At 42.3% G+C, this 26,226-nt stretch carries 20 protein-coding genes and 1 tRNA gene; 6 read left to right on the top strand and 15 right to left on the bottom strand.

Features of this window, described 5'->3' with window-relative positions; all coding sequences use genetic code 11:
- Positions 1–86 precede the first annotated feature (86 nt).
- On the top strand, positions 87–833 hold the full coding sequence (gene gpmA, locus KDN43_RS04225) for a 2,3-diphosphoglycerate-dependent phosphoglycerate mutase (RefSeq protein ID WP_238868430.1): 747 nt from the start codon (positions 87–89) through the stop codon (positions 831–833).
- Between the two features lie 76 nt (positions 834–909).
- Here gpmA and KDN43_RS04220 read toward each other — a convergent pair whose 3' ends face one another.
- Both KDN43_RS04220 and KDN43_RS04215 read right to left on the bottom strand, forming a co-directional pair.
- Positions 910–1,401, bottom strand: coding sequence for a TlpA family protein disulfide reductase (locus KDN43_RS04220; protein WP_238868429.1), 492 nt, complete (start codon positions 1,399–1,401; stop codon positions 910–912).
- Between the two features lie 203 nt (positions 1,402–1,604).
- Positions 1,605–2,576, bottom strand: coding sequence for a DUF5106 domain-containing protein (locus tag KDN43_RS04215; protein WP_238868428.1), 972 nt, complete (start codon positions 2,574–2,576; stop codon positions 1,605–1,607).
- 123 nt (positions 2,577–2,699) lie between these two features.
- Here KDN43_RS04215 and KDN43_RS04210 point away from each other — a divergent pair, with 123 nt between their 5' ends.
- Positions 2,700–4,625, top strand: coding sequence for a DNA polymerase III subunit gamma/tau (locus KDN43_RS04210; RefSeq protein ID WP_238868427.1), 1,926 nt, complete (start codon positions 2,700–2,702; stop codon positions 4,623–4,625).
- A gap of 213 nt (positions 4,626–4,838) precedes the next feature.
- Positions 4,839–5,519, top strand: a complete 681-nt coding sequence (locus KDN43_RS04205; RefSeq protein ID WP_238868426.1) for a M15 family metallopeptidase — start codon at positions 4,839–4,841, stop codon at positions 5,517–5,519.
- Here the strand turns inward: KDN43_RS04205 and KDN43_RS04200 are convergent, their stop codons facing one another.
- Both KDN43_RS04200 and KDN43_RS04195 read right to left on the bottom strand, forming a co-directional pair.
- Positions 5,520–7,058 (bottom strand): YifB family Mg chelatase-like AAA ATPase, encoded by a 1,539-nt coding sequence (locus KDN43_RS04200; protein WP_238868425.1) that lies wholly within the window; start codon positions 7,056–7,058, stop codon positions 5,520–5,522.
- A 100-nt stretch (positions 7,059–7,158) separates the two neighbouring features.
- Complete coding sequence (locus KDN43_RS04195; RefSeq protein ID WP_238868424.1) at positions 7,159–8,268, bottom strand: TlpA family protein disulfide reductase; 1,110 nt, start codon at positions 8,266–8,268, stop codon at positions 7,159–7,161.
- A 594-nt stretch (positions 8,269–8,862) separates the two neighbouring features.
- On the opposite strand from KDN43_RS04195, the gene KDN43_RS04190 reads away from it, so the two are divergent.
- Positions 8,863–9,852, top strand: a complete 990-nt coding sequence (locus KDN43_RS04190) for a glycosyltransferase (protein ID WP_238869402.1) — start codon at positions 8,863–8,865, stop codon at positions 9,850–9,852.
- Between the two features lie 101 nt (positions 9,853–9,953).
- On the opposite strand, the gene upp is transcribed toward KDN43_RS04190, so the two are convergent.
- Positions 9,954–10,613: a uracil phosphoribosyltransferase gene (upp, locus tag KDN43_RS04185; protein ID WP_238868423.1), complete on the bottom strand. Its 660-nt coding sequence runs from the start codon at positions 10,611–10,613 to the stop codon at positions 9,954–9,956.
- A 474-nt stretch (positions 10,614–11,087) separates the two neighbouring features.
- Here upp and pckA point away from each other — a divergent pair, with 474 nt between their 5' ends.
- Entirely contained in the window at positions 11,088–12,698 is a 1,611-nt protein-coding gene (gene pckA / locus KDN43_RS04180) for a phosphoenolpyruvate carboxykinase (ATP) (RefSeq protein ID WP_238868422.1), read from the top strand.
- 152 nt (positions 12,699–12,850) lie between these two features.
- Here the strand turns inward: pckA and KDN43_RS04175 are convergent, their stop codons facing one another.
- A complete protein-coding gene (locus tag KDN43_RS04175) occupies positions 12,851–13,654 on the bottom strand; it encodes a 3-keto-disaccharide hydrolase (protein WP_238868421.1) in 804 nt (267 codons plus the stop codon).
- Between the two features lie 372 nt (positions 13,655–14,026).
- A tRNA-Arg gene (locus KDN43_RS04170) sits at positions 14,027–14,098 on the bottom strand.
- Between the two features lie 277 nt (positions 14,099–14,375).
- Between KDN43_RS04170 and KDN43_RS04165 the strand changes: the two genes are divergently transcribed.
- On the top strand, positions 14,376–14,876 hold the full coding sequence (locus tag KDN43_RS04165) for a flavodoxin (protein ID WP_238868420.1): 501 nt from the start codon (positions 14,376–14,378) through the stop codon (positions 14,874–14,876).
- Between the two features lie 183 nt (positions 14,877–15,059).
- On the opposite strand, the gene KDN43_RS04160 is transcribed toward KDN43_RS04165, so the two are convergent.
- The 8 genes from KDN43_RS04160 to uxaC all read right to left on the bottom strand — a co-directional run bounded on the left by KDN43_RS04160 (position 15,060) and on the right by uxaC (position 26,148).
- Complete coding sequence (locus KDN43_RS04160) at positions 15,060–16,415, bottom strand: 3-keto-disaccharide hydrolase (protein ID WP_238868419.1); 1,356 nt, start codon at positions 16,413–16,415, stop codon at positions 15,060–15,062.
- A gap of 294 nt (positions 16,416–16,709) precedes the next feature.
- On the bottom strand, positions 16,710–18,131 hold the full coding sequence (locus KDN43_RS04155; protein ID WP_238868418.1) for a Gfo/Idh/MocA family oxidoreductase: 1,422 nt from the start codon (positions 18,129–18,131) through the stop codon (positions 16,710–16,712).
- A 365-nt stretch (positions 18,132–18,496) separates the two neighbouring features.
- Positions 18,497–19,783, bottom strand: coding sequence for a lactate racemase domain-containing protein (locus tag KDN43_RS04150; protein WP_238868417.1), 1,287 nt, complete (start codon positions 19,781–19,783; stop codon positions 18,497–18,499).
- Between the two features lie 75 nt (positions 19,784–19,858).
- Positions 19,859–21,313, bottom strand: coding sequence for a decarboxylating NADP(+)-dependent phosphogluconate dehydrogenase (gnd, locus tag KDN43_RS04145; RefSeq protein ID WP_238868416.1), 1,455 nt, complete (start codon positions 21,311–21,313; stop codon positions 19,859–19,861).
- A 79-nt stretch (positions 21,314–21,392) separates the two neighbouring features.
- Positions 21,393–22,472, bottom strand: coding sequence for a sugar kinase (locus tag KDN43_RS04140; protein WP_238868415.1), 1,080 nt, complete (start codon positions 22,470–22,472; stop codon positions 21,393–21,395).
- A gap of 32 nt (positions 22,473–22,504) precedes the next feature.
- Positions 22,505–23,317, bottom strand: a complete 813-nt coding sequence (locus tag KDN43_RS04135) for an SDR family oxidoreductase (RefSeq protein ID WP_238868414.1) — start codon at positions 23,315–23,317, stop codon at positions 22,505–22,507.
- A 164-nt stretch (positions 23,318–23,481) separates the two neighbouring features.
- Positions 23,482–24,729, bottom strand: coding sequence for a tagaturonate epimerase family protein (locus tag KDN43_RS04130; protein WP_238868413.1), 1,248 nt, complete (start codon positions 24,727–24,729; stop codon positions 23,482–23,484).
- 18 nt (positions 24,730–24,747) lie between these two features.
- Entirely contained in the window at positions 24,748–26,148 is a 1,401-nt protein-coding gene (uxaC, locus tag KDN43_RS04125) for a glucuronate isomerase (RefSeq protein ID WP_238868412.1), read from the bottom strand.
- Positions 26,149–26,226: the final 78 nt, after the last annotated feature.

The raw sequence follows: 26,226 nt of genomic DNA, 5'->3' as shown, positions 1-26,226 counted from the left end.
TTTGAAAACTATTAATTTGAGTTGGGAATTTTAAATGAGATTTTTAAGTAGAACAATAAATAAAAATTTAATAGTAAAAAAAACGTATGAAACAAGTAGTCTTAATTCGCCACGGCGAAAGTGTTTGGAACAAAGAGAACCGTTTTACCGGATGGACAGACGTTGATCTATCGGAGAAAGGTGTGGAAGAGGCACATAAAGCGGGTAAATATCTGAAGAAAGAGGGTTTCAGGTTCGAAAAAGCCTATACATCCTACCTGAAAAGAGCTGTAAAAACATTGAATGTAATTCTTGATGAAATGGATCTGGATTGGATTCCGGTTGAAAAAACATGGCGTTTGAATGAAAAACACTACGGCATGCTGCAGGGTTTAAACAAAGCTGAGACAGCCGAAAAATATGGTGATGAACAGGTGCTTATCTGGCGAAGGAGCTACGATGTACCACCCACTCCTCTTGATAAAGGCGATGAACGTTCTCCGTTTCAAGACCCCCGTTACAAAGATGTTGACGAAAAAGATCTTCCACTTACAGAAGCTTTGATACACACTGTGGAAAGAATTTTGCCCTACTGGAACAACACAATAGTTCCGGAAATGAAAAACCTGAACCAGGTGATTGTTGCTGCACACGGGAACAGCTTGCGGGGTATTATCAAACACCTGAAAAATATATCGGACGAAGATATAGTAAGCCTCAACTTACCTACTGCAGTCCCATATGTTTTTGAATTCGATGATGATATGAATCTGCAAAGAGACTATTTCCTGGGAGATCCTGAAGAGATAAAAAAACTGATGGATGCCGTAGCTAATCAGGGAAAAGCGAAATGACCAATTATTCCCACAAAATAATTAAAAGAGCGGACGTCGAAAAAAAATGACGTCCGCTCTTTTTTTCAATTATAACTTAAAGAATGTTTTTTAAATCATCAGGAGTGAGATTGATCGCTGTAATAACTCCATTCTCATCAATTAAGTAACTGCGGAAACCCTTGTCCAGTTTAAAATCTTTATATACCTCTGAATCGGTTCCTTTTACCTCACAAAACTGAGGTATATTCTCCAATTTATCCAAAGCCATTGTCCTTTGCACCACATTCCTGTTTTTGTCAAAGGCGATTGAAAGAAATTCAACATCTAAATTATTCATTCTTAAATAATTATACAGTTGAACATTTCTCGCTCTGGATTGGGCATCATAAGTAGCCCAGAAATTTACCACAACTTTTCGGCCTGAGTAATCGTGCAAGTTCCGATATTCTCCTCCCAGATCCGTCAAAACAATGTCAGGCATTGCTTCTCCCGGATAAAAACCAGTGGAAGGCACTCCATTTTTCACAGAACCAGCCGATAGTGCAATTGAAGTCAATGCAATAAGGCAAAAGTTCACGTACTTCATAAAATAAAAATTTGGTTTATACTTGGATAGAGCCGTTGCTTCACGCAGTATGCTATATCCCTTGTTTTCAAAGACTTTTCGCTAAAAGTCTCGTTTTAAGCATGCAAATGTAAGCTACTTTTTCCTTACTTGAAATTATTTAGACAAAAACTTTATGTTTAAATGTTAATATTAATTTTTAATGAAACCTATTCATCTACAAATCACATTTTTACAGAGAAGAAGGTTTCTATTGCTTCTATTGAGGTATCTTTTAAAATCACTCTTTTATTCCTGTCCAGCAAATATAGAGTTGGATAAGCCTTTATGTCGTATAATCTCTCCCTGTTTATCTCCATGCCCTTATCATAGCCATGTATCCACCCTCCGGGCAATTCCGTCAGATGATCACACCATCTGTCCGGATCATTCTCAGGATAAACGGTAAGTATGGTTAGCATTGTACGCAACTGGTTGTTCAGGGCAAGAGCATCGTTCAATGCTTTCGACATATTCAACCGGCTTGTCACTGCTTCGCAGGCATGGCATCCGGGATTGGTAAACATAAGCAGGGTGTATTCACTTCTGAGGTCATACAACCTTAGGGTTTGACCCGAAACAGTTGTAAAGTTTATGTTATTGGCTTTCTGCCCTATACGGTTCTTCATAGCCATATCAAGCTGAAACCGGTATCGCGATTTAATTTCATCCGTTAAAAGGGGTGAACCGGCTGTCTCCTGTAACACCTTTAGATAATACTCGTCGTTGCGGAAAGGAGAGTTGGGCTCGTAAAAGTATTTTTCAAACAACGAAACGAAATGCCTGTACATAGCGGTGTCAGCTTGTGCTTTACTCAATGTATAGACAAAGGAAGCATCGGCCACCTCCTTTGTAACATAATCGAGAAGGTTGATATAATCAACAAAAGCCTGCTCAGTAATTTCCGGACGTTGAATAAGAGTGTTATCGGCAAAATCGAACCTCTCCCAATAATGGCTTACCAGATATTTTGCCCTTTCATCAGGATTTGTCAATGTTCCCGGTATTTTAGGCAATACAAAAGTATCGGGCACAATTATCCTGTCTCCCTCATAAATTTCATCCCTGGCATCAGATTGTGCGTTCTTGCTTGATGTACAGGAGATGGCCATTATCATTGCAACAACTGTTATAATTGAAGAAAAGTATCTCATCATCTACAATTTGATGGTTTCGGCTGTAAAGATATAAAAAAACCGGTAGATGAAATTCATGATTGCTTTTGGCAGGTAAAAAACAGATAATTTTTGTACATTTGTATTTTTAGGTGGGATTCATATATGGATACTTTCATTGTTTCTGCAAGAAAATACAGGCCCTCAACCTTTCGTTCAGTGGTGGGGCAAGAGGCGCTTACAACAACGCTAAAAAATGCCATTGCCGGGAATAAGCTGGCACATGCTTATCTTTTCAGCGGGCCTCGTGGTGTTGGAAAAACCACATGTGCGCGCATTTTCGCTAAAACCATAAACTGCCTGAACCCCACTTATGAACATGAAGCATGCAACAATTGCGAGTCGTGTGTGGCTTTTAACGAACAGCGCTCATACAATATTCATGAACTGGATGCCGCTTCCAACAACGGGGTTGAAGACATCCGTACACTGATAGACCAGGTGCGCATACCCCCACAGATAGGGAAGTATAAGGTATATATTATAGACGAGGTGCACATGCTTTCACAATCGGCATTCAACTCATTTTTGAAAACTCTTGAAGAACCTCCTTCTCACGCAATTTTTATACTTGCCACAACCGAAAAGCATAAGATTATTCCCACAATCCTTTCTCGGTGCCAGGTTTACGATTTCAATCGTATCAATATATCCGATATTGTTGAACATCTGCAATATGTGGCAAAGCAGGAAGGAGTTGACTCGGAGCCTGAAGCACTTAATATTATTGCTCAGAAAGCAGACGGTGGAATGCGCGATGCTCTATCCATATTCGATCAGACGGTGAGCTACACCGGAGGAAACATCACCTACAAGGCGGTCATTGAAAACCTCAATGTTTTGGATTATGAGTACTATTTCAGGTTGTCAGACGCCATCCTTGAGGGTAGTGTGGTAAATTGCCTGCTTATACTTAATGACATCCTCAACAGTGGCTTCGAGGGACAATATATTATCAGCGGCATTGCATCACATTTCCGGGATTTACTTGTATGCAAGGACAAAGATACGGTCCAGCTTTTTCAGGTGGGGGCGTCTATTCGCGAAAGATATATAGATATGGCAAAACGATGCAGTAACAATTTTCTGTACCAGGCCATTGAAATAGCAAACGACTGTGATCTCAACTACCGGTTAAGCAAGAACAAACGACTTCTGCTGGAATTGACTCTGATAAGGCTGTGCCAGCTGACTGAGACCCCTACAAATAACAAAAAAGAAGAAAAAACAGTTATCAAACCGATAGAGTCTCGCAGGGAGCCTGCAGAAAAAGCTAATATTGAAAGCGTTAAAAGCAAATCGGCTAACACCGCAAGGGTTGATACTGAAAGCTCCGGAGGTAAAACTGCCTATGCAGGGAAGGTTGATGCTGAAAGTGGCGGAGATAAAGCAGCTGTTGGAAAGGTTGATGCTGAAAGTGCTGAAGAAAACAAAAGAGCGTCAGCAGAAAAAGAGGCAAACAAAGATGAGGCCCATATTCAAAAGCGGAAGTTGCCAGGGGATAAAACTAAACAAACAAAAAATAGCATTCAGAAACAGCAGGAGATACCTTCATCACTTAAAAAGAAAACTGTTTCTCTCTCAGGAATGGGAATATCACTCGCTTCCCTGACAAATAGAAAAAATGAAGAGCCTAATGAAGAAGAGGCTGAAATTATTCAAGTCGGTTCAAACCTATTCTCGGAGGAAGAACTTGTTACAGCATGGGAAGAGTATGCAAAAAATCTCGACGAGGAGAAACTTCTAAAAAATACGATGTCTCTCTATCTTCCAAAGATGCTGAGCGACACCGTATTTGAGGTGGAAGTAAATACTGAACTTAATAAACAGTATCTCAACGACAATAGCTACTCTATCCTTTCCTTTCTGAGAGAAAAACTGCAAAACGGAGAGATCTCAATGACAATTAAAATTGCAGAAGGAAATGCAATTAAAAAAGCACTCACCTCCCGTGAGATATTTGATGAGATGGTATCGCAAAACCCCTCACTCCAAAAACTTTCTGATGAGTTCGGACTTGAATTGAGCTAGTGTTTCAACTGGCTTAAATTCGTGATTTTACAGCTTTATCCTCTTTCAGAATTATGGCACTTTCCCCTATTAATTACTCATAATCGACTGATAACCTGCGCTTAATGCATATTTTGAAATTAACGATATAGTTGACTTGTTATATTGATATTAAATAAATATTTTCCAGACTATTACTCCTTGACAGAGCATAATGAAAGACTCAATCTGTTGATGAAAATCTCATTCTATTTTTTCCCAATTAATTTATCGTTGTTGTTGATTTTATTATCAGCATGTACCGAAAACAAAAAAAAGTTGCAACCTCTTCCCCGGTCTTGCGAATCTGTGTGTCATATTGAAAAGAGAGAGTCAGCAGTAGATACAATAGTAGATTCAAGTTATAGCATTGAAGAGGCGGTTGCCGGCTCAAACGCTCCGCAAAAAATAATCGATCAGCTGGAGCTGTCAGACGTTACCTATCTCTCAACAGACGGGAAGATTCATCGCGGGCAGATTCTCTCAAACCGCATAATTGCAGCCGACCTCCGTCACCTTTTCGAGTATATGCTCAACGAAGGATTTGTAATTGAAAAGGCCATCCCTATCGTTAAATACAACTGGAACGACAGCCTGTCTATGGACGACAACAACACATACAGCTTCTGCTACCGGGATATCTCATATTCAAAACATGCGAGCGGAATGGCTATCGACATTAACCCACGTTTCAACCCGTTACGCTGGAAAGATCCCAATCTTCCCAACCAGCCACAAGGGGCTGTGCAGGATACCACGGTCAATGGGACACTACATCCCGGTCATCCTGTTGTAAAAGAGTTTGCCAAGCTAGGTTTTCGCTGGGGCCACACTTTCACAAAATTCTATGACGACCACCATTTTGAGAAGAGATGATTACTCTCCCCAATTATCTCTGTCGAGGTTCCGGTAGCTAATGGCTTCTGCCAGATGGGCCGGTTTTATATGCTCGCTTTCTTCCAGGTCGGCAATGGTTCGTGAAACCTTCAGGATGCGGCTGTAAGCACGGGCTGAAAGGTTGAGCCTCTCCATAGCCATCTTCAATAGCCTTAAGCCTGCACTGTCGGGAGAGGCATATTTACGCAACATCTTCCCTGTCATTTGAGCATTGCAATAAATTCCATCCATATTTCTGAACCTGCTAATCTGTATATCTCGTGACCTCATCACCCTCTTACATATATCAGTACTATGCTCGGCCGGAGCATCGCCTGAAATTTTTTCAAAAGGAACGGGAACAATCTCTATCTGAATATCTATCCTATCGAGTAAAGGGCCCGAAATTTTATTCAGATATCTCTGTATCGATCCGGGTGGGCATACACACTCCTTGCCGGGATGATTGTAAAAACCACATGGACATGGGTTCATAGCTGAAACAAGCATGAAACCGGCCGGATAGTTGACTGTGAATTTAGCCCTGGAGATAGTGATTTTACGATCTTCAAGCGGTTGCCTCATCACCTCAAGTACACTCCGGTTAAATTCCGGCAGCTCATCCAGGAATAGTACTCCATTGTGTGCCAGGCTTATCTCACCAGGTTGGGGATAAGTACCGCCCCCAACCATTGCCACATCACTGATTGTATGATGGGGTGATCTAAACGGCCGTTCTGTCATAAGCGGCCTGTTCAGTGCGGTTTTCCCGGCAACGCTATGTATCCTGGTTGTCTCCAGAGCCTCATCAAATGAGAAAGGCGGCAATATGGAAGGAATACGTTTTGCCATCATCGATTTACCTGAACCGGGAGGACCTACCATTAAGACGTTGTGCCCACCGGCAGCAGCTACCTCCAGTGCACGCTTCACATTCTCCTGCCCTTTCACATCAGAAAAATCGAACTCGAAAGATGACCGGTTATTCAAAAACTCACTCTTGATATCCACTTCGGTGCGAACAAGCTCCTTTTCACCATTAAAAAAGTCGGCCACATCACGGATGTTTTTAACTCCGTAGACATCCAATCCTTTCACAACAGCAGCTTCTTTTGCGTTATCCTCGGGAAGTATGAATCCTTTAAAACCGCTCTCCTTGGCCATGAGCGCGATAGAGAGAGCTCCCCTTATGGGGAGGATGCTACCGTCAAGCGACAACTCCCCCATCATCAGATAGTTATTTAACATTTCAGGTCTCAGGGTTCCCGAAGCGGCAAGTATGCCCACAGCTAATGGCAGGTCATACGCCGATCCCTCTTTACGGATGTCGGCAGGAGACATGTTTATAACTATCTGTTTACGAGGGAACTTCAATCCATTCACCTCGAGGGCGGAAACAATACGTTCATGGCTCTCCTTAACGGAAGCATCAGGCAACCCTACCAAGAGAAAACGTATGCCTCTTGAACAGTTTACCTCAATAGTAATGAGCGTGGCATCAATGCCCTGCACTGCCGCTCCAAATACTTTGACCAGCATCTGTTTCGGTTTATATTAACACTTAATTTTATACGAAAAAAGCTCCTCTTATTAAAGAGCCCTAGTAATCAGAAGAACATATAGCACTGTTATAATCAGGCTACATGCTTTCCTTAGAACTGTTATTTATGGCAACAGAAACTCCCTGGGCGGGTATATTCCTGGCTTTTATGGTGCCATCGGGTGCAATAAGAATATTATAGGGTATATACTGCACATTATATGCATCTACTATGTCTGATCCCCAGCCTCTCTTTTCAGGTACCACTTTCCAAGGGATTGAATCATTTTCTACATATTCAATCGGATAGATGTCCGAATCAATGTAAACAGAAACAAATTCCACACTATCTCTGTTCATTCCCGAGTATGCTTTTTTAAGTAATGACACCGTCTCACGCGATTCTATCCCGGCAGTTGAAATAAAGGACAAAAGCAGATACTTACCTGAGAAATCGTATGGATGGATAGTTTTGCCGCCATTGTCGGTCAACTGAAAATAGGGAGCTATGACCCCTTCGGCAGATCTGTTTATCTTTTGTGAATATGATTTAAGCCTAACTGCTGCACGGGTCCTCATTATATCTCCCTGCATATATCCCAGCACACGCTCAAGTGCCTTGGGATTTTCACTTCCCGTGAAAAACTCATTTATAAGGATCAGGCTCGACATTTTCGCTGGATGCTCTTTAATAAAATCCTCGGCATTCAGTGTCAGCTCATGGTTAAGGAGATTCAACTGGGCTATTTCATCATTGCCTGTCAATGTGCTATTACGTATAGTATCCAACACCTCTCTGAGTTGCATGTTAAGCATTAGTTGAGTGCGTTGTTTCAGCAAATCCTGGTTTTTTGATTTGAAAAAAGTCAGATCATCGTTGATATCGTTTCCATTCACCCTTATAAGATCAGGAAAATGAGCATCGCCCTTGACAGTTAATTTCTGCCCGTCATCTGCAAAAACTACTGCAGCGCTCTCGTAATTGTTAAGATAGAATGAGAAGGTGGTAAGAGTATCGATATTGCATATATAGTTAAATTTTCCTCTGCGATCGACTGATATTGTGTCAATGGCAAATGTGTCAGCCGACAAGTGAGATACCAGAATATAAGGGTATTCCAGATTCGATATCTCTCCTTTAATTTGTGTTCCCTCAAAATTCTTACACGAACCTGCAATCAACAAAAGAAGAAGAAGATAGACAACCATTTTACAACACTTTACCATATGCCAACCAACTTTATTCCGGATTTCTTTCTTTTGACTTTCTATGACTTGAACATTTTGATTTTATTAAGAAAGGACAAAGGTATTCTATATTTTCTAAATATTCAAACATTTTCACATTTATTTAATTGTTTTTCTTTTTACTATAGATGAGCTTTTATAAAAATGTCAGAAATCAGAATTTTTGAATGTTTAACTGACAATACTTAGACATTTTTTTTAAACACCTGACAATCAGCAGAAAGTACTTCTGAGTTTTGGTTAGGCCTATTTTGTTGCTATTTAATGGATTACATGGCGTTTCAATACTTTTTTACCGGGTTGCCGGACTTACTTAATATACAAAAACCGCTTAGTTGAAAAATAATTTTCCCAATTGGGGCCAACAGACGGGTCTCCCTGTAATCTGTGGATATGCAAAAGTTGAGTCTATTATATGCATTAACCATCATAATCTATTTTAATCCTCTTGCAACAAATAATGCTTTGCAGAGAAGAATTAAAGATTACTCTTCAAACAGAATGGGAAACCAAAATAAAATAGTTAGTTTTGCAATGCTTAAAAAATATCTGGTAATGCATTTTTCTATCATTATCCCTCTATATAACCGCCCCGATGAGCTGGACGAGCTGCTAGCAAGCCTCTGCAAACAAACTAATAAACAGTTTGAAGTGATTGTTGTAGAGGATGGTTCTGACAAAAAAGGAGACACAGTTGTAGAAAAATACCATAACAAGCTACCCCTCATCTACTTTGAAAAGATGAATTCAGGTCCCGGGCTAACCAGAAATGCAGGTGCCCGGAAAGCTAATAACGATTATCTGATATTTTTCGATTCCGACTGTATTATTCCTGAAAACTATATAGAGATAGTATCACAGTTTCTTAATAAGCAATACACTGATGCCTATGGAGGCCCAGATGCTGCACTACCGGCATTCTCCGCGATACAGAAAGCGGTCAACTACTCTATGACCTCATTTTTTACAACAGGCGGAATCAGAGGCAGGAAAAGATCAATTGACAAGTTCCATCCCAGAAGTTTCAATCTGGGTGTATCACGTGAAGCGTTCAATGCCATCGGGGGATATGGGAAAATGCGATTCGGGGAAGATATAGATTTTAGCCTGCGACTACTGAAAAACGGATTTAAAACAGCGCTCATTCCTGATGCATATGTATATCACAAAAGGAGATCTACATTCAAACAATTCTTCAAACAGGTCTACAATTCGGGGATAGCTCGTATTAACTTGCATCTGGCACATCCGGGATCACTGAAGCCAGTGCACTCATTCCCTGCTCTTTTTGTAACAGGGATGGCGGCAATCTTCATTCTGTCACCCCTCTTACCTCATCTCCTGCTTATTCCTGCTGCTTACTCCATGCTGCTGTTTATCGATTCACTGTTGAAGAACAGATCAGTTAAGGTCGCGCTCTTGAGCATTGCAGCTTCATGGATACAGCTGACCGGCTACGGTGCCGGCTTTCTTTCGGCAATATGGAAACGGCTTATCCTGAAAAAAGGAGAATTCAAAGCGTTTGAAAAAAAATTCTATAATTGAGTCCACTTTAATAAGTCGTTTTATGAAAAAATGATTTTTGATTCACAAGTGATTATGATGTCAAATCTTCTAATTTGAGACTCTTTCAAGTAGACTAATGATTAAATTTTCTCTCCGTATGCGAGATCGCCCGCATCTCCAATTCCCGGAACAATGTAGGAGGACTCGTCAAGATCGGGGTCAATGGCTGCAACCCATATAGTTGTCTTTTCTTCGGGAAAAATATTCAAACAATATTCTATTGCCTGCCTGCTGGCAATGATAGTGACAATATGGATGTGTGAAGGAGTTCCCCTTGTTAACAGGGCACGGTAGGTCAACTCCATACTGCTCCCTGTCGCCAGCATTGGGTCTGCAAGAATAAGTGTTTTCCCGTCAATCCATGGCGAAGCGATATATTCAATATGAATATCAAAAGATTGATGCCCGGTCTCTTTGTATTTTCTGTATGCGGAAACAAACGCGTTCTCCGCCCCGTCAAAATAGTTCAGAATACCGTAATGAAAAGGAAGGCCTGCCCTCAATATTGTCCCTATCACAATCTCCTCATCAGGCACATTCACTTCCGCAACATCCAGCGGCGTAGTCACTTTAATTTTTTTATAAGTAAGATTTTTGCTTATTTCATAAGCCATAATCTCTCCTATTCTTTCAATATTCCTTCGAAACCTAAGCCTGTCGTTCTGGATGGTTATATCCCTTATTTCACGGACAAAAGAGTTAAGTAAAGAGTTTTCTTCCGAAAAGTTATATACTTTCATTTTTAATTAAAAGTTTTGTCTGTTATTTTCGGAAAACAAAGGTAATGTTTTTCCCTGTTTTGAACGAATATTACTCATTTATTTGACTATTAATTTTACTGAACTTTCGCTTCTTTCCGCACTATAGGTAAATAGGCAAACAGATGATATCAAGATGTTTTGCCTTTAACGCCCCACTCTTTTGGCTAACAGGTACGAAACAGGGCACAAAACATCATCTGCCAAAAGAATCACCTGTAATTTGGAATAGATGCGGAAGCGGAAAAATTTTTATTTCCACCGGTTTTTTTTAAACATTCGGAGCATTTTTTTGTTGAAATGGAGATATTTGGAGAAAAAAACAGGCAATTAAAGAAAAATTTCTTTAATTGTTTTTCCGATTAAAGTAATTTGATTACTTTTGTGCACCGTTTTAGGTTGTAAAACAAATAAGTTTTATTCATTCTATAAATATTAAACCCAAATTTTATTCAAATGGCAAATTTAGATTTGAGCAAGTATGGCATTTCTAATGTGAAAGAAATTATTCACAACCCGTCATACGAGGAGCTTTTTATTGAGGAGACAAAACCTGAGTTAGAAGGTTTTGAGAAAGGTCAGGTCACAGAGTCAGGAGCTGTAAACGTGATGACCGGTGTATACACAGGCCGTTCACCCAAGGACAAATTCTTTGTCATGGATGAGGTATCAAAAGAGACTATTTGGTGGACATCAGACGAATATAAAAACGACAATAAACCCATCACACCTGCAACATGGCAGGAGTTGAAGAAAATTACCACGAAGCAGCTTTCAGGCAAAAGACTTTTCGTAATGGATACCTTTTGTGGAACAAACGAAAATTCACGTTTGAAAATCCGCTTTATCATGGAGGTTGCATGGCAGGCCCATTTTGTAAAGAATATGTTTATACGCCCCACAGCTGAGGAGTTGGCAAATTATGGCGAACCCGATTTTGTTGTGATGAATGCTTCTAAAACCGACGCAGGCGAAAACTGGAAAGAGCTGGGATTGAATTCCAAAACATATACAGTATTCAATCTTACAGAAAAGATGCAGCTTATAGGTGGTACATGGTATGGCGGTGAAATGAAAAAGGGGATGTTCTCTTATATGAACTACCTGCTCCCGTTGAAAGGTATTGCTTCTATGCATTGCTCTGCCAATACAGATAGCGAAGGCAAAAACACTGCTGTCTTTTTCGGCCTTTCTGGAACTGGAAAAACTACTCTTTCAACCGATCCAAAACGTCTTCTCATCGGTGACGACGAACATGGATGGGATGATGAGGGCGTTTTTAACTTCGAAGGTGGTTGCTACGCCAAAGTTATTAACCTGTGTGAAGAGAGCGAACCGGATATCTATAAAGCTATCAAGCGTGACGCACTTCTGGAGAATGTTACCGTGGATGAAAACGGGAAGATCGATTACACCGACAACTCGGTGACTGAGAATACCCGTGTTTCATATCCAATCTATCACATCGACAATATCGTAAAGCCAAAATCAAAGGGGCCTGCAGCACATCAGGTGATTTTTCTATCTGCCGACGCTTTTGGAGTGTTGCCTCCAGTTTCGATCCTTACACCTGAGCAGACAAAATACTATTTCCTGTCAGGATTTACAGCTAAGCTAGCCGGTACCGAGCGTGGCATTACGGAACCCACTCCCACCTTCTCGGCCTGCTTTGGTGCAGCATTTCTTTCACTTCACCCTACAAAATATGCCGAAGAGTTGGTGAAAAGAATGGAAAAATCAGGAGCAAAAGCTTATCTGGTAAACACCGGATGGAACGGAAACGGGAAACGAATCTCAATCAAAGATACACGCGGAATCATTGATGCTATCCTTGACGGATCCATCGATAAAGCTCCCACTAAACAGATCCCCTATTTTGACTTTAAGGTACCGACCAAGTTGCCAGGTGTAGATACTGCTATCCTAGATCCCCGCGACACATATGCTGATGCATCAAAATGGGACACCAAAGCCATGGACCTTGCAGGGCGCTTCATTAAAAACTTCAATAAGTTTACAGGTAACGAAGCAGGTAAGGCTCTAGTTCCAGCCGGGCCAAAATTGTAAATGAATTATCATCATAAAAAATCCCGCCTTGTCTCAGAGCGGGATTTTTTTATCTATCAGCAAAATATCGACTTTCAGCAGTGCATTTCCGACAGTCTATCTTGGTTATTTTTTGTACTGAAAAACAAGGATAAGCTGGTTGCTTTACTTGCCTACTCTTCCATCACCATTATTTCTACTTTCCTGAAATCAATAGGATGCCCTTCGCTTTGTAACGATATGGTACCCTTGCTCAGCATTTTATCACCACCGTTAAGCTCAAACAGCCTGACATAGGTTGCATCTCTTTCATCCAGCTGAGGCTGGTTGTATTCAAGTACTGTATCGCCATTTACAATATGTCTGATAACCTCGTTACCCCTCACCTCCACCTCAACCGTAATCCATTCTTCACCGTAAAAATAACCGGAAGTGGAATTTATGCAGTGATCAAGTATCAATTTGTTCTCCATCACAATATTTGTGCCTGGTGTACATACATTAAGATTGGTACGTTGTACAAGCGAGTCGCTACCAAGAAGTTGAACTTCAATTGAGGTTGGAAAATCCTGGTCTATTTCCATCGACTCCGGTGTTTGCCCATGTATCATAATTCCGCTGTTTTTATAAGCCCACCCCGGCGCTCCGGGAGCTTGCTCTCCCAATATTCTGTATTCCACCCGAAGCATATAATGCGAAAATTCGTCTTTGTAGAAAAGATGCCCAAACCTGTTTCTCAAAGAGTCATACTGATCATAACGCACCTTAATCATTCCATCTTCCACACGGAAGGTGTTGCCCCAGTTCTCACCCACCACATACCCGGTAATTTTGGGAGTCCAGCCTGATAAATCTTCTCCGTTAAAAAGCTGAATCCATTCGCTGCCAGTTTCTTTTTCTTTCTTTTGATTACAAGAGATCAAAACAGATGTAATCGTAATAACTCCTATTAGAGTTATGATGTAGTTTAATTTCATGATTCCAATATATTAAAATTGTTTCTGCTTTATACGTAAAAACAAAGATAATCATTTCTCTTGTATATACATATGTCATACATCGCATTAAGAAATACAGTTTTTCAGTGTGTAGTGCTTGGCAGCTATCTCTCCTTTGTACAGTTTCACTTTGGCATATCTGTTGACTTGCAAGATAAGCACCGCTACCTATCCGAGAAACAATATTTTAACCAAGTGGTAATTTCGATGTTATTATTTTCACACAGCTCATTCAGACATTAGCTCAACTGTCACAGAGGGATCAGCCTTTCAGCAATGAAGATAAGTTTGCCTGAAAAATCAAAAAGCTGCAACCAATGAACCAATCATCGATTGCAGCTTAATTCAAAGTAGCACGGCCGGGAATCGAACCCGGATCTAAAGTTTAGGAAACTTCTATTCTATCCATTGAACTACCGCGCCGTATAAGACTGCAAAAATAGCATATTTTCATCTTTCTACAAAAGAAAAGATGCCATATGATCTTATTTGGCTTTCACGCGGCAAACAATTTCCTTCTTGAACTGTTAATCAGTTAATAATTATTCAGTAAAACAAGTCAGAAAGCACCATTTTATCCATTAACTATCAACAAAAAGGCCTGCGACTAAAATGGATGATCTTTCATCGTGATTGTCAGGCGTTTAAATAAGTATTTACCTATATATTAACTGAACAAACAAAAGATATTAAATTAATTATGAACAAAATTGCTATCCTTTACGGCTCATCAGGCGGAAATACAGAGTCAATTGCAAAGCAGGTGCAGGATCTGTTAAACGGCAATGCCGATTTATACAATGTTGGAACTGTTTCTCTCGAAGAAATAAAAGATTACCCCTACCTCATACTTGGTACATCAACAACAGGAGTTGGTGATCTGCAGGATGACTGGGACAGTTTTCTTCCCTCTTTTGCCAAAATGGATTTTTCCGGCAAAAAAACTGCCATCTTCGCATTAGGTGATAGCGCCTCTTTCTCTAACAGTTTTGTCGAATCAATGAAAATAATTTATGATGAGATCAAGGATAAAGTTGAAATTGTAGGGCAGGTCGCGGATGAAGGATATACATACGATGACTCCACCGCCGTGATCGATGGAATGTGGGTGGGATTGCCCATCGATGAAGACAATGAATATGATATGACCGAAGATCGTTTGGTTAAGTGGGTAGAGATAATTAAGAAAGAGTTTATATAAAAAGGACTTCCTTTAAAAACAGAAAATTGTAAGTCTAAACGAACGTGAGGGTGCATCAATTTGCAGTTTCACCCTCATGTTCGTCTGGAATAATTCTCAAAAAAATATTATTTTCCCTGAAGCTCCGGCAATATGCAGGAGAACCTTACTTTTGCCTATAGAACGTTCAAGAAACTATTACATCTACTCCAACTCCTTAATTTTGATATTCTGGAACCACACCTCGTCTCCGTGATCCTGTAGAAGAAGCAGTCCCTCTTCCGCATTACCAAAATTTGGCCAGTCTTTGTATTTGCTATAGTTCACCAGCGCATTCCACATCTGATTATTTCTCTCATACTCAATAATCTTCACCCCATTAAGCCAGTGCTCTACATGGTTCCCATCCACTATTACCATGGCCGTATTGAAGAAACCGCTGCGGAAAGGTTTGTCCATGGGTGCCGCAATCAGGTCGTAGAGCGAGCCAAGGGTCCTGTTCCCTTCTACTCCCAGTTTTGCATCGGGGTGCTTTTTATCGTCCAGTATCTGGAATTCGCAGCCAATAGCTGAACCCTGCCCTTTATTAAGATTGGTATCCACAAAATATTTAATGCCGCTGTTAGCTCCTTCGGTAATTTTGAAATCCACCTTCAGCATGAAGTTCTTATAAGGGCGGGTAGTCACGATATCACCTCCGTTTGTTGACTCACCGCCGTCACTCTTATGCACCTTCAGAATACCGTTTTCAATTGACCATCCCTTTTCAGGAAAATGATCCAACTTGGCACCCCGCCACCCTTCGGTAGTTTTTCCATTCCACAGCAGCTTCCACCCTTCCCCGGCTTCCCTCTCCGAGATAGTGTTAGCTATTATATTAAGCTGGCAGATATCTTTGCTTTCAGGTGACTTGAACCGTTCGAGATCCTCGGTCATGATACGTATGTTGCGCCAAGAAACTGTTTTTCCTTCCTGTCCAGCACTTCCAATGGCATGAACCTGAAGGGCAATAAAACCCGAGCGGGTTACATCATCCAACAAGTCGGCGCAAGGGATACCGTTCACCCAGGTGCGAATAGAGTTACCTATCGCTTCAACACGGGCGCGATTCCACTCTCCGTTTTTAAAAGCATTCTGCCCTTTCGGGTTGTAGTTCATCGGATATAGCCATCCCCGGCGGGCTTCATCATAGATGCCACCAGTCCAAGCCCTACCGGAAGGGTCGATCTCAAACTGATACCCGTGTACCCTACCGTCTTTATACTCTTTCAAGCTGTTGCTCCTGAACTGAACTCCCGAATTAAGCCCGTCATCCACTTTAAAATCGAATTCCAGTATAAAATCGCTGTAGGTCTTTTTTGTCGCCAGAAAGGTGTTTGGGGTGTTCATTCTGGAAATACCAACAATAATATTGTCCTGTACTTTATACTCTGCTGTTCCGTTCAATTTTTCCCATCCCCTCAGGTTGCGTCCGTTGAACAGATTCTCCCATTTCGGCTCCTGTGCCGAAGCGGAGATAGCTAATACTACCGCTATAAATGTTAGAAATATATTTCTCATCTGTATCTCTTTTTTTACTGATTAATCATTGAGTCTCTTCCGATAAGTCTTTTTTCTTGAAAATTTCACAAGATGAACATTGATTTTCAATATGTTGCAAACCAATAAAATTGGGTTTTGAGGTTTTCGGAGAGGACTCATCATTGGCTTTTGAAATTTAAACCATCATATTTTACATTGCACGTGATAAGTACCCTTCGAGAAGTCTCTTTCATTACAAGTGGGCTAAAAAGATATTGACATCCAATGCATTATAAATAAACATTTCAACCCCTACTACTTTCAAGTTAAATATCAAACAATATAAAAATCTTCCCATCCTTTCCTGGGCGGTTCTCCCGTAAGGAAAGCATCGGCAAAAGCATCGTTGGTCACACGCTTCGTCTCCCTGTCAAATACAATTTTCCGGTTCAACCGTTGTGCTGCTACCCCCAGACAGAACACCTGACTCAATGGAGCCGATATCTCAAATGGAGAACGTGTTTTTTCCTTGCCCTGGCAGGCCAAAAGAAAGTTGGCAAAGTGGTTGGAGGAGCTTTTCGGGACTTCAGGCAATCTTTTCTCCATTGCCCTGGCTTTCTCTTCCGGGATGATGCTCAATGTGCTCCCATGAGACCCCCCTTTGAAAGTCAACTCTTTACTATATATCTCTTTTCCGGGGTTCAGTTTGGCCGGCTGAATCTTTCCTCCTGCTACTGACGGAATATTTGGATCTATTTCCGAGACACCATACCCTTCCGGTACAGAAGGGATATTATCCACACCATCATACCAGGTAATGACTACCGGTGGCATATTGCCCCGTTTCGGGAACTTGAACTCGATCGTGCTCGACATCGGAAAGAAGTAGTCGTTATGTCCAGAAAGTTTTAAAGGTGTTACCTCTTCAGGCAATCCCAGTTCTAGGAAATCATGAACAGTATCAATAATATGTGCTCCCCAGTCGCCCAGGGCTCCCATACCAAAATCGTACCAGCAACGCCACTGACCATAGTGAAAATCCTTGTTGTAGTCATGGTAATTACGAGCCATCAGCCAGGTATCCCAATCCAGCGTCTCAGGTATCGGTTCAGCCACGGGGAACTTTTTAATGCCCGTATCCCAACCGTGCCAACGGCGGGGGTTATTCATATGAGCGGTGACAGCTGTCACATCTTTAATGATACCGGCTTCTTTCCATGCTTTGAACTGAAAATAATTGGCTTCAGAGTGTCCCTGATTACCCATCTGGGTAACCACCCCTGGATACTTCTTAGCTGCTTTCATTATCAGCTCCGACTCAAGGAAAGTGCGGCTCAGCGGTTTCTCCACATAAACGTGTTTCCCTTCGGCCATAGACAACATTACTGCCGGGAAGTGGGCGAAGTCTGGTGTAGCAATAGCCACTGCCTCTATCTCATTTCCCATCTTGTCAAACATCTCCCTGAAGTCTTTGAACCTTTTTGCGTTCGGGAATTTAGCCAGCGCTTTTTGGGTATGTTCCCCGCCCAGATCCACATCGCACAATGCCACCACGTTGGCCAGGCCCGTTTTATCAAAATCGTTGATGATCTCCCAACCCCTGTTGCCGATGCCTATATGAGCCAGGTTTACTTTTTTATTGGCGCCGACAACCCTGTTGTAGCTTGCTGCATTCATTTTTGTTGATATGCCGCCCATGGCCAGCCCTGCAGATGCCAAAGCCGCATTTTTAATAAATTCTCTTCTTGTTGTCATGATATATTTGTATGAATAATTTCCTATTTACGGCGTAAAAGTAAGCAGTAACAAACAAAAGAGCATACTGAATCCTATACTCATTATCACAATTATCCATTTTTACTATGAATCGTTATTAATAAAGATATAAGATTGTGCACGTCCACAAATGTAGCAGCATATATTTAATGATACAAAAAAAATAAACTTAAAAAACATTAAATCTGCATTGCACGCATAAATGGTCCTTCTGAATTTTACTAAACAACCATATAATCAGCTAACTATACTATCTGTTTTTAAGGGCAACTTAAACTCATATAATCAGGAAGTTACGAACAGGCCTCTAAAAATTACGGTCCATTGCATATATACGTATACTATTAATATTCAAACCGGTCTCTGTGCGCCCACAGTCCCAGGGCAGGGCTGGAGATGTAGTAGATTTCTTCTCCATCCGGCAGGGTGTTAAATCCCTCATTAAGGCTATGAGGGGTATATTTTCCCATAGCCTTGTCAATATCTTCCCATTTGAATCCTACACTTTCAATCTCTTGCCTTGAAAGGTTTTCCGGTGCTTTCCCGGGACAATAAGTGATGGAAAACCTGCCTTCGGACGACCCGTGAATAAGATGGGCAGCCGCCCCAAGGTTGTCTCTCAGGTCTTGATTCTCCGACACTGCTTTCAATGTGTAGGGAGTACCGAAATAGCCGTATTTACGGATCAGGCTGTCTATCTTTTTGTCCTCACCGAACTCTTTCAGGGCGGGTGCCAGTACAATCAGCTCACCTCCATCGGCAATAGCCATTCGTGTACGGTAAACAGACTTATTGCCCAGCCATGTACTTTTAAATTCAGTGGGATCGAGCCATACTACCACCTTCTGCAGAGGTTTTTCTACCATCACAAAGTTAACCTCAAGCGACAACTTCGCCGCCCGGTTAAACACATCCAAGTTATCACCGACGAAAAGGCCGTAAGTCTGTTGTTCTCCTTTTTCATTTACTCCAACCACTGTCAGCACATAGACGATAGGCAACTGCTTCAGAAACTTTTCCGTGGCATAATTGAACACCTTTCGCACCGGAGTATCGGCTCTTCCCATCATTCGCTCCATGCCGTACACCGCACCAATATAGTGACTCTTGTTAATCCCTTCACTACCTCCGGTACCGACAAGGATATTCTTATTATAGTTAGCCATCCCCACCACTTCGTGGGGAACCACCTGCCCGATGGATAAGATCAGATCGAAGCCCCCCTCCACTAGCAGTTTATTAACCTGCGCCGGCCAGGAGAAATCGACCTTTCCTTCCGATACCTCCCGGATGTATTCTGCCGGTACCTCACCCATGGTGAGCACGTCGTTGCGCCAGTCGTGATCCCGAAAAAGTGTTTCCGGTGTTTCGCCGAACATGTGGCTGATCTGGTGTGCTGTCATGGGCGTATGTGTACCCAATGCAGGAAGGATATCGGTCAGTTTATCACCATAGTACTCCCATGTCATCTCCGTCAGCTCTCCTGCCCTGCTGGGCAAGCGGGTATAATCGGGCGGAACGGCCAGAATTTTCTTCCGTTCTCCCAATCTTTTCAATGCTTCGTAAAGTCCTTGCTTCAGATCTTCCTTCGATAAGTTGGCCTGAGAAGAACCATTTTCGTAATAAATCATCCTATATCGGATTTGAGACAGGGGATGTCGAAAATTCAAGTCGTATCATCGAATCATCACAACCCCTTATCAACATTAAACATCATAAGTTGTAGAAGCCGTACTTCCTCCATACCCGGTCCAGTCGGTATGAAAGAATTCACCCCGTGGCTTATCCACACGCTCATATTGGTGAGCACCGAAATAGTCACGCTGTGCCTGCAGAAGATTCGCCGGAAGGCGCTCGCTGCGAAACCCGTCGAAATAGTTCAAAGCAGAGGTAAGCGCCGGTACGGGGATACCATTCAGAAGAGCAGTAGCACAAACCCTTCGCCAGCTCTCCTGTGCCGACTGTACTGCCTCTTTGAAGAAGGGGTCGAGCAGTAGATTCTCTAATCGGGGATTGTTATCAAATGCCTTTTTAATATCACCTAAAAAGCGTGAACGGATAATACATCCGCCTCTCCACATCAGGGCAATACCTCCGTAATTAAGATTCCAGCCATACTCTCTGGCAGCTTCCATCATCAGGTCGTAACCCTGCGCGTATGAGATGATCTTGGCACCATACAATGCTTGCTCCAGATCATCAATAAACTGCTGTTTATCACCCCTGAACTCCGGTTTTTTACCGGAGATGGTTTTAGATGCTTTTACCCTCAGATTCTTTTGGGCTGAGAGACATCGAGAGAATACCGATTCACCTATAAGCGTGAGAGGAATACCCAGGTCGAGCGCGGTGACGGCGGTCCATTTTCCGGTACCTTTCTGGCCGGCTGTATCGAGAATTTTCTCCACCAATGGGGAGCCATCTTCGTCTTTAAAGTCGAGAATATCCGTGGTAATTTCAATCAGATAGGAATCCAGGACACCTTTGTTCCATTTTTTAAACACCTCGTGCTGCTCAAAAGCGTCCATACCCAGCAAATCTTTCATCAGATGATACGCTTCGTTGATGATCTGCATATCGCCGTACTCAATGCCGTTGTGCACCATCTTCACGAAGTGCCCCGCACCGTTCTCTCCTACCCAGTCGCAGCAGGGAACGCCTCCGTCCACCTTGGCTGCCACCGACTGAAAGATCTCTTTCACGTGTGGCCACGCTTCGGGTGATCCCCCCGGCATCATCGACGGGCCTTTCAATGCTCCCTCTTCACCACCGGAAACACCAGTACCCACATAGAGCAATCCTTTGCTTTCCACCTGTTTTGTCCTGCGCATCGTATCGGGGAAATGGCTGTTACCGCCATCAATAATAATATCTCCCGGCTCAAGTAATGGAATCAATAGCTCAATAAAATCATCCACAGGCTTACCAGCTTTTACAAGCATCATTACCTTACGTGGTCTTTCAATGGAAGCCACAAACTCTTCCAGGGAGTGAGCACCAATAAAGTTCTTCCCTTTCCCTCTTCCCTCAAGGAAGCCATCCACTTTAGTCACTGTACGGTTGTAAACGGCTACGGTATAACCCTTACTTTCCATATTCAATACCAGATTTTCGCCCATCACAGCTAATCCGATCAACCCTATATCTGCTTTCTTTTTCATTTCTTATAGATTATTAAGACCAGAAATCCAAACCTTAAGATAATAATCCGATTTCTGATTATCCGTTTATTGTTTACAATTATCTTTTTACTCTTGCATTTCCTTTCCAGATGCTCCAGATCACCTCTTCATCGGCCGGTTGTGCATAATCAGTCAGGAAAGTTGTTGCCAAAGCGCCGCTCGCCCAGGCAAACTGCACCCATTTATCAGGCTCCATTTTTTTTAAAATGCTGTAGAGCAATCCCCCTACAAAGCCATCGCCTCCTCCTATACGATCCATCACATTGATCTTTCTCAAAGGAGCTTCGTGCCAATTCCCGTTTTCATAAACAATAGCCCCCCAGAGATGTTCATTGGCACTGATCACTTCCCGTAATGTATTGGCAAACACAGTAACATTAGGGAAAGCACGTTTTGCATTCATAATCATCCCTTTGAAAGCGTCCATAGTATCTTCAATATTTTCTCCTCCTGCTTTGGGGCCCTCAATTCCAAGACAAAGCTGAAAATCCTCTTCATTACCGATAAGAATATCGGAGAGGGAGGCTATTTCGGTGAACGCCTCGTGAAGTTCCTTTTCACGGCCTTTCCAGAAAGAAGCTCTGTGATTGAGATCAAAAGAGATCAACGTGCCATGTTTTTTTGCATAGCGTGCAATCTCCAGGCAAAAATTACTTGTTTCGGGAGACAGCGCAGCAATCAGTCCGGAGAGATGTACAATCTGGACTCCCTCCACGCCGAAAATTCGTTCTAGGTCGAAATCTTTCACATTCAGCGTTCTCCCCACCTCACCTGCCCTGTCGTTTTGTACTCGCGGCCCACGCAGCCCGAACCCGCTGTCTGCAATATTGAACTGGTGGCGGTATCCCCACGGGCCGCCCTGGGGCACCTCAGGCCCTTCATAGTCCATATTCCGTGCTCTGAGATCGGCTTTAATAAAAGCCGCTATGGGACTATCTTTTACAAAAGCAGTAAGCACCTTTACCGGCAGTCCCAGGTAAGAAGAAATGCTAGCAACGTTGGTTTCAGCGCTTGTTGCCTGCATCTGAAACAGGTTGGTACTTTGCACCGGCTGCGCATTCATCGGTGTAATACGAACTCCCATACTGGTGGGTACCACCAGTGAATATTTGAATTCTTTTCTTAGTTTGAGTGACATATTTTATTTACTGATAACTGATTGCACTCCTATTAAATACTGAAAGCATCAAAACCTCCATCTACAATTGCCACCGTACCTGTGACAAATTTGGAAGCATCGCTTACCAGATAGTGCAGTGTCCCCAAAAGATCTTCCGGAACACCGAAACGACGGAAAGGAGTATGTGCGATTATAGTATTTCCCCGATCAGAATAAGAACCATCGGGATTTGTGAGCAGTGCTCTGTTTTGCTCTGTTATGAAAAATCCGGGACAAAGGGCATTCACCCTAAAATCTTCCCCGAATTTAATCGCCAATTCTCCAGCCATGTACTTGGTGAAATTGGTTACAGCTGCTTTGGCAGCTCCATATCCTGCTACACGGGTCAAGGGTCGCAAGGCCGATGCGGAGGAGATATTCACGATATTTCCTTTTTTCTCTTTCACCATGTACTCTGCAAAAGCCAGCGTGGGAACAACCGTTCCCATCAGATTCAGTTCAACAACTTTCCGGAAATCATCAGTCTTCAGATCAAAGATGGAGTTGTTGGGGCCAATGGTTGCACCAGGCATATTTCCACCTGCACCATTGATCAACACATCAATTTTTCCGTATTTTTCAGCAATCTCTTTGGCATTCTGCTTTAGAACGGCCTCATCAGTTACGTCTGTCTGGAGGAATATTACATCTCCCCCATCCGCTTTTACTTTCTTCACCAGTTTATCACCTTTTTGCTTGTTTCGTGCCAAAACAGCGACCTTTGCGCCGTGTTCCGCCAGATATTCCACCATCGACGTTCCCAGCACGCCGGTTCCTCCTGTAATGACAATAACTTTGTTTCTGATGTCAAATAATTTATACATAAGTTTTTACTTTATTATTTATTTTATGTTGCAGGCAAATATAGCTCGATATGCTAACTTTAAAATCGTATTTCACGTAATAATCTCTTCCAAAAGCGACAAATTAAAAATTAGGGCAATTAGTTAGAATCTTCTTTAACACTGACCATACACATCACTCTTTGCTAAATTGCAAACAATCTTTTCAAATGCCTTTCGTAAATATTATCTTCCACACATGAACCAATTATATCTGCGTACTTTATAAGTAACTCTGTATATTCACTGCCCATTTCTGCTGCTACTTTATAGGCTACGTGAATTAACTGACGGAAATTGGAATTATAATCGGCATGTCCGGGAATATGACGAAGTGTATTTGCAAACTTTTCGCTTGACCATCCATTCACCTCTTCCACGGAAGGGAGCTTAGAACCATCGATATCGATCACATCGGCATAAGGAGCGCACAGCTCTTCTTTCCGGTTGTAGGAGTTCTCATAAATCTTCTTTGCCAATTCCAGGCCTTCACCGCCTGCTACAGCCAAACCGATTACCTCCTCCAGCCAGGTTGTTCCTGCTGTTTTGAGGTGCAACCCTTTGTCGTATTTCCGGATAACCTCCGCCATAATCGGATAGATAGAAAACTTATCGCTTCCCGAATGAACACTCAGCTTCAGTTCTTCGGGCAGCCCAAACTCCTTCACAGAAAAATCAATCACAAGCACATCCTCTTCAAACTCTTTGGCAAACTGATCCAGATTGCCAACATAATCCACGCCTTTATTAAACCGGCCGGTAAATTTGGGAGCAATCGTCTGTGCAGGAACACCTTTATCGGCCAGCATTTTCAAGATGAAAAGCATCTCGATGGGTGTTTGGGGAGACTCAACCTCATCCATGGATACCTCGGTAATAAAATTGCCTTCGCCCTTCTCTTTTTTCAAATAGGCATAAATATCGGATGCATGCTGTGTTGCTGCCAGGAACTTGCCTGCAATTTCGTGCAACAATTCTTTGGTTACATGCAGCGGCTCATCCATCCCGGGAATTTGCAGCTGACCCAGGTATTTTTCACATGAAGTAACAAAAGAGTCTACCTCCTCCTTGCTGCTTCCTTTGCCGATAAATGATGCGACATCGAGCGTGAAAAAATCGGACACAGCCACATATTTGGCTACTGTATTCAGGTTAATATGATCTGCATCCACAAAGTAAGTGCCTGTAAAACCCAGCGCTTTCACAGCCTCATCGGCTTCGTTGCGTGTGTCGGCGGGTTCTGTTCCCACATAGATATGTTCTCTGTTTGACTTATTCCATACAGGGCTAATATTCAACCCCTTCTCGTTTGCCCTCATGATAGCTTTCAACTGAGCTTTTCCCTGATGAGCGAAACGATCACCCACGCCAATACTGTATTTTCCTAGTTTCATTATATCTGTATTTGAAAATTACAAAAAATTCTTCGCATTCCTGTAGGATATGTCTTCCACCATTTTCCCGAGAAAATTCATTTCCGAAGCAGGCAACAACCCATTCTCTACGTCATTGCCAATTAGGTTACACAAGATACGACGGAAATACTCGTGCCGCGGATAGGAAAGGAAGCTGCGCGAATCGGTAAGCATACCCACGAACCGGCTTAACAGGCCAAGGTTAGACAAAGAGTTCATTTGTGCCTCCATGCCTGTTTTTTGATCAAGGAACCACCAGCCGGAACCGAATTGTATTTTCCCTGCAACCGATCCATCCTGAAAATTACCTATCATGGTTGCTACCAAGTCGTTGTCTTTTGGATTAAGGTTGTAAATAATGGTTTTGGCCAGCCTGTTGTCTTTGTCCAGCTGATCTAAAAAGCGGCTCATTGCCTTTGCAACTGTGAAATCACCAATTGAGTCAAATCCTGTATCCGGGCCAAGCTGTCTGAATAACCTTGTATTATTGTTACGAATAGCACCATAGTGGAATTGTTGAGTCCATCCTTTCTCCCAATCCATTACAGCACCCTCGAATAACATTGCCGATTTGAATTGGAGAATTTCCTCTTTTGTCAGCTCCTTTCCTCCATACACTTTATTGAAGATTTGGTCAATTACAGCCTGTGTGTATGGTTCAGCATAGAACTCCTCTATCCCGTGATCGGAAAGTTTACAACCCACACCTGCAAAAAAATCATGCCTCTTCCGGAGCGCTTCAATAAAATCTTTAAACTTGTTGATTGCTACACCCGATACCTCCGACAACTTTTCAACATAGGCACGGTATTCCTCAGGATTCTCTACCGCCATAGCTTTATCGGGGCGCCATGTCGGAAGCACCTTGATCTCAAAACCCTCTTTTTTCAATGCTAGATGATGCTCAAGGGTGTCTGTCGGATCGTCGGTGGTGCATACCACCTCAACGTGAAACTTTTTCATTAACCCCCTAGCTGAGAACTCCGGTGTACGAAGTTTCCCGGAACATATATCATATATCTCCTTTGCCGTATCGGGACTCAACAGTTCATCCACTCCGAAAGCTCTCTTCAACTCCAGATGAGTCCAGTGATACAATGGATTTCGCATAGTGTAAGGAACCGTTTCGGACCATTTTTCAAACTTTTCCCAGTCGGAGGTATCCTTTCCTGTACAGTACCTTTCCTCAACCCCGTTGGTGCGCATGGCACGCCACTTGTAATGATCTCCTTCAAGCCATATCTGCCCCAGATTGTCGAAAACGTGATCCTTTGCAATGTATTCAGGATTCAGATGACAATGATAGTCGATAATGGGTTGTTTTTTTGCATGATCATGATACAGTTGCCTGGCAGCATCAGTCTGTAGCAAAAAATCCTCATGTATAAAACTTTTCATAAAATATATATTTTAAGTGATATTTCTCTATCATGGGAGAAATTGTTTACGTACACAGCTAACGTTATCAACAATTCA

It is taken from the genome of Proteiniphilum propionicum (genome assembly GCF_022267555.1).
Lineage (GTDB): Bacteria > Bacteroidota > Bacteroidia > Bacteroidales > Dysgonomonadaceae > Proteiniphilum > Proteiniphilum propionicum.
This window is presented reverse-complemented; position numbering and strand designations above follow the sequence as displayed.

What these genes read in the sequence shown, in the direction of transcription:
- uxaC (WP_238868412.1), bottom strand. Translation starts at nt 26,148, where the DNA reads ATGAAAAGTTTTATACATGAGGATTTTTTGCTACAGACTGATGCTGCC.
- KDN43_RS04140 (WP_238868415.1), bottom strand. Translation starts at nt 22,472, where the DNA reads ATGTCACTCAAACTAAGAAAAGAATTCAAATATTCACTGGTGGTACCC.
- KDN43_RS04200 (WP_238868425.1), bottom strand. Translation starts at nt 7,058, where the DNA reads ATGCTGGTCAAAGTATTTGGAGCGGCAGTGCAGGGCATTGATGCCACG.
- gnd (WP_238868416.1), bottom strand. Translation starts at nt 21,313, where the DNA reads ATGAAAAAGAAAGCAGATATAGGGTTGATCGGATTAGCTGTGATGGGC.
- KDN43_RS04165 (WP_238868420.1), top strand. Translation starts at nt 14,376, where the DNA reads ATGAACAAAATTGCTATCCTTTACGGCTCATCAGGCGGAAATACAGAG.
- KDN43_RS04205 (WP_238868426.1), top strand. Translation starts at nt 4,839, where the DNA reads ATGAAAATCTCATTCTATTTTTTCCCAATTAATTTATCGTTGTTGTTG.
- KDN43_RS04215 (WP_238868428.1), bottom strand. Translation starts at nt 2,576, where the DNA reads ATGATGAGATACTTTTCTTCAATTATAACAGTTGTTGCAATGATAATG.
- KDN43_RS04160 (WP_238868419.1), bottom strand. Translation starts at nt 16,415, where the DNA reads ATGAGAAATATATTTCTAACATTTATAGCGGTAGTATTAGCTATCTCC.
- KDN43_RS04190 (WP_238869402.1), top strand. Translation starts at nt 8,863, where the DNA reads ATGCATTTTTCTATCATTATCCCTCTATATAACCGCCCCGATGAGCTG.
- KDN43_RS04150 (WP_238868417.1), bottom strand. Translation starts at nt 19,783, where the DNA reads ATGATTTATTACGAAAATGGTTCTTCTCAGGCCAACTTATCGAAGGAA.
- KDN43_RS04155 (WP_238868418.1), bottom strand. Translation starts at nt 18,131, where the DNA reads ATGACAACAAGAAGAGAATTTATTAAAAATGCGGCTTTGGCATCTGCA.
- KDN43_RS04135 (WP_238868414.1), bottom strand. Translation starts at nt 23,317, where the DNA reads ATGTATAAATTATTTGACATCAGAAACAAAGTTATTGTCATTACAGGA.
- pckA (WP_238868422.1), top strand. Translation starts at nt 11,088, where the DNA reads ATGGCAAATTTAGATTTGAGCAAGTATGGCATTTCTAATGTGAAAGAA.
- KDN43_RS04220 (WP_238868429.1), bottom strand. Translation starts at nt 1,401, where the DNA reads ATGAAGTACGTGAACTTTTGCCTTATTGCATTGACTTCAATTGCACTA.
- KDN43_RS04210 (WP_238868427.1), top strand. Translation starts at nt 2,700, where the DNA reads ATGGATACTTTCATTGTTTCTGCAAGAAAATACAGGCCCTCAACCTTT.
- KDN43_RS04175 (WP_238868421.1), bottom strand. Translation starts at nt 13,654, where the DNA reads ATGAAATTAAACTACATCATAACTCTAATAGGAGTTATTACGATTACA.
- KDN43_RS04195 (WP_238868424.1), bottom strand. Translation starts at nt 8,268, where the DNA reads ATGGTTGTCTATCTTCTTCTTCTTTTGTTGATTGCAGGTTCGTGTAAG.
- gpmA (WP_238868430.1), top strand. Translation starts at nt 87, where the DNA reads ATGAAACAAGTAGTCTTAATTCGCCACGGCGAAAGTGTTTGGAACAAA.
- KDN43_RS04130 (WP_238868413.1), bottom strand. Translation starts at nt 24,729, where the DNA reads ATGAAACTAGGAAAATACAGTATTGGCGTGGGTGATCGTTTCGCTCAT.
- upp (WP_238868423.1), bottom strand. Translation starts at nt 10,613, where the DNA reads ATGAAAGTATATAACTTTTCGGAAGAAAACTCTTTACTTAACTCTTTT.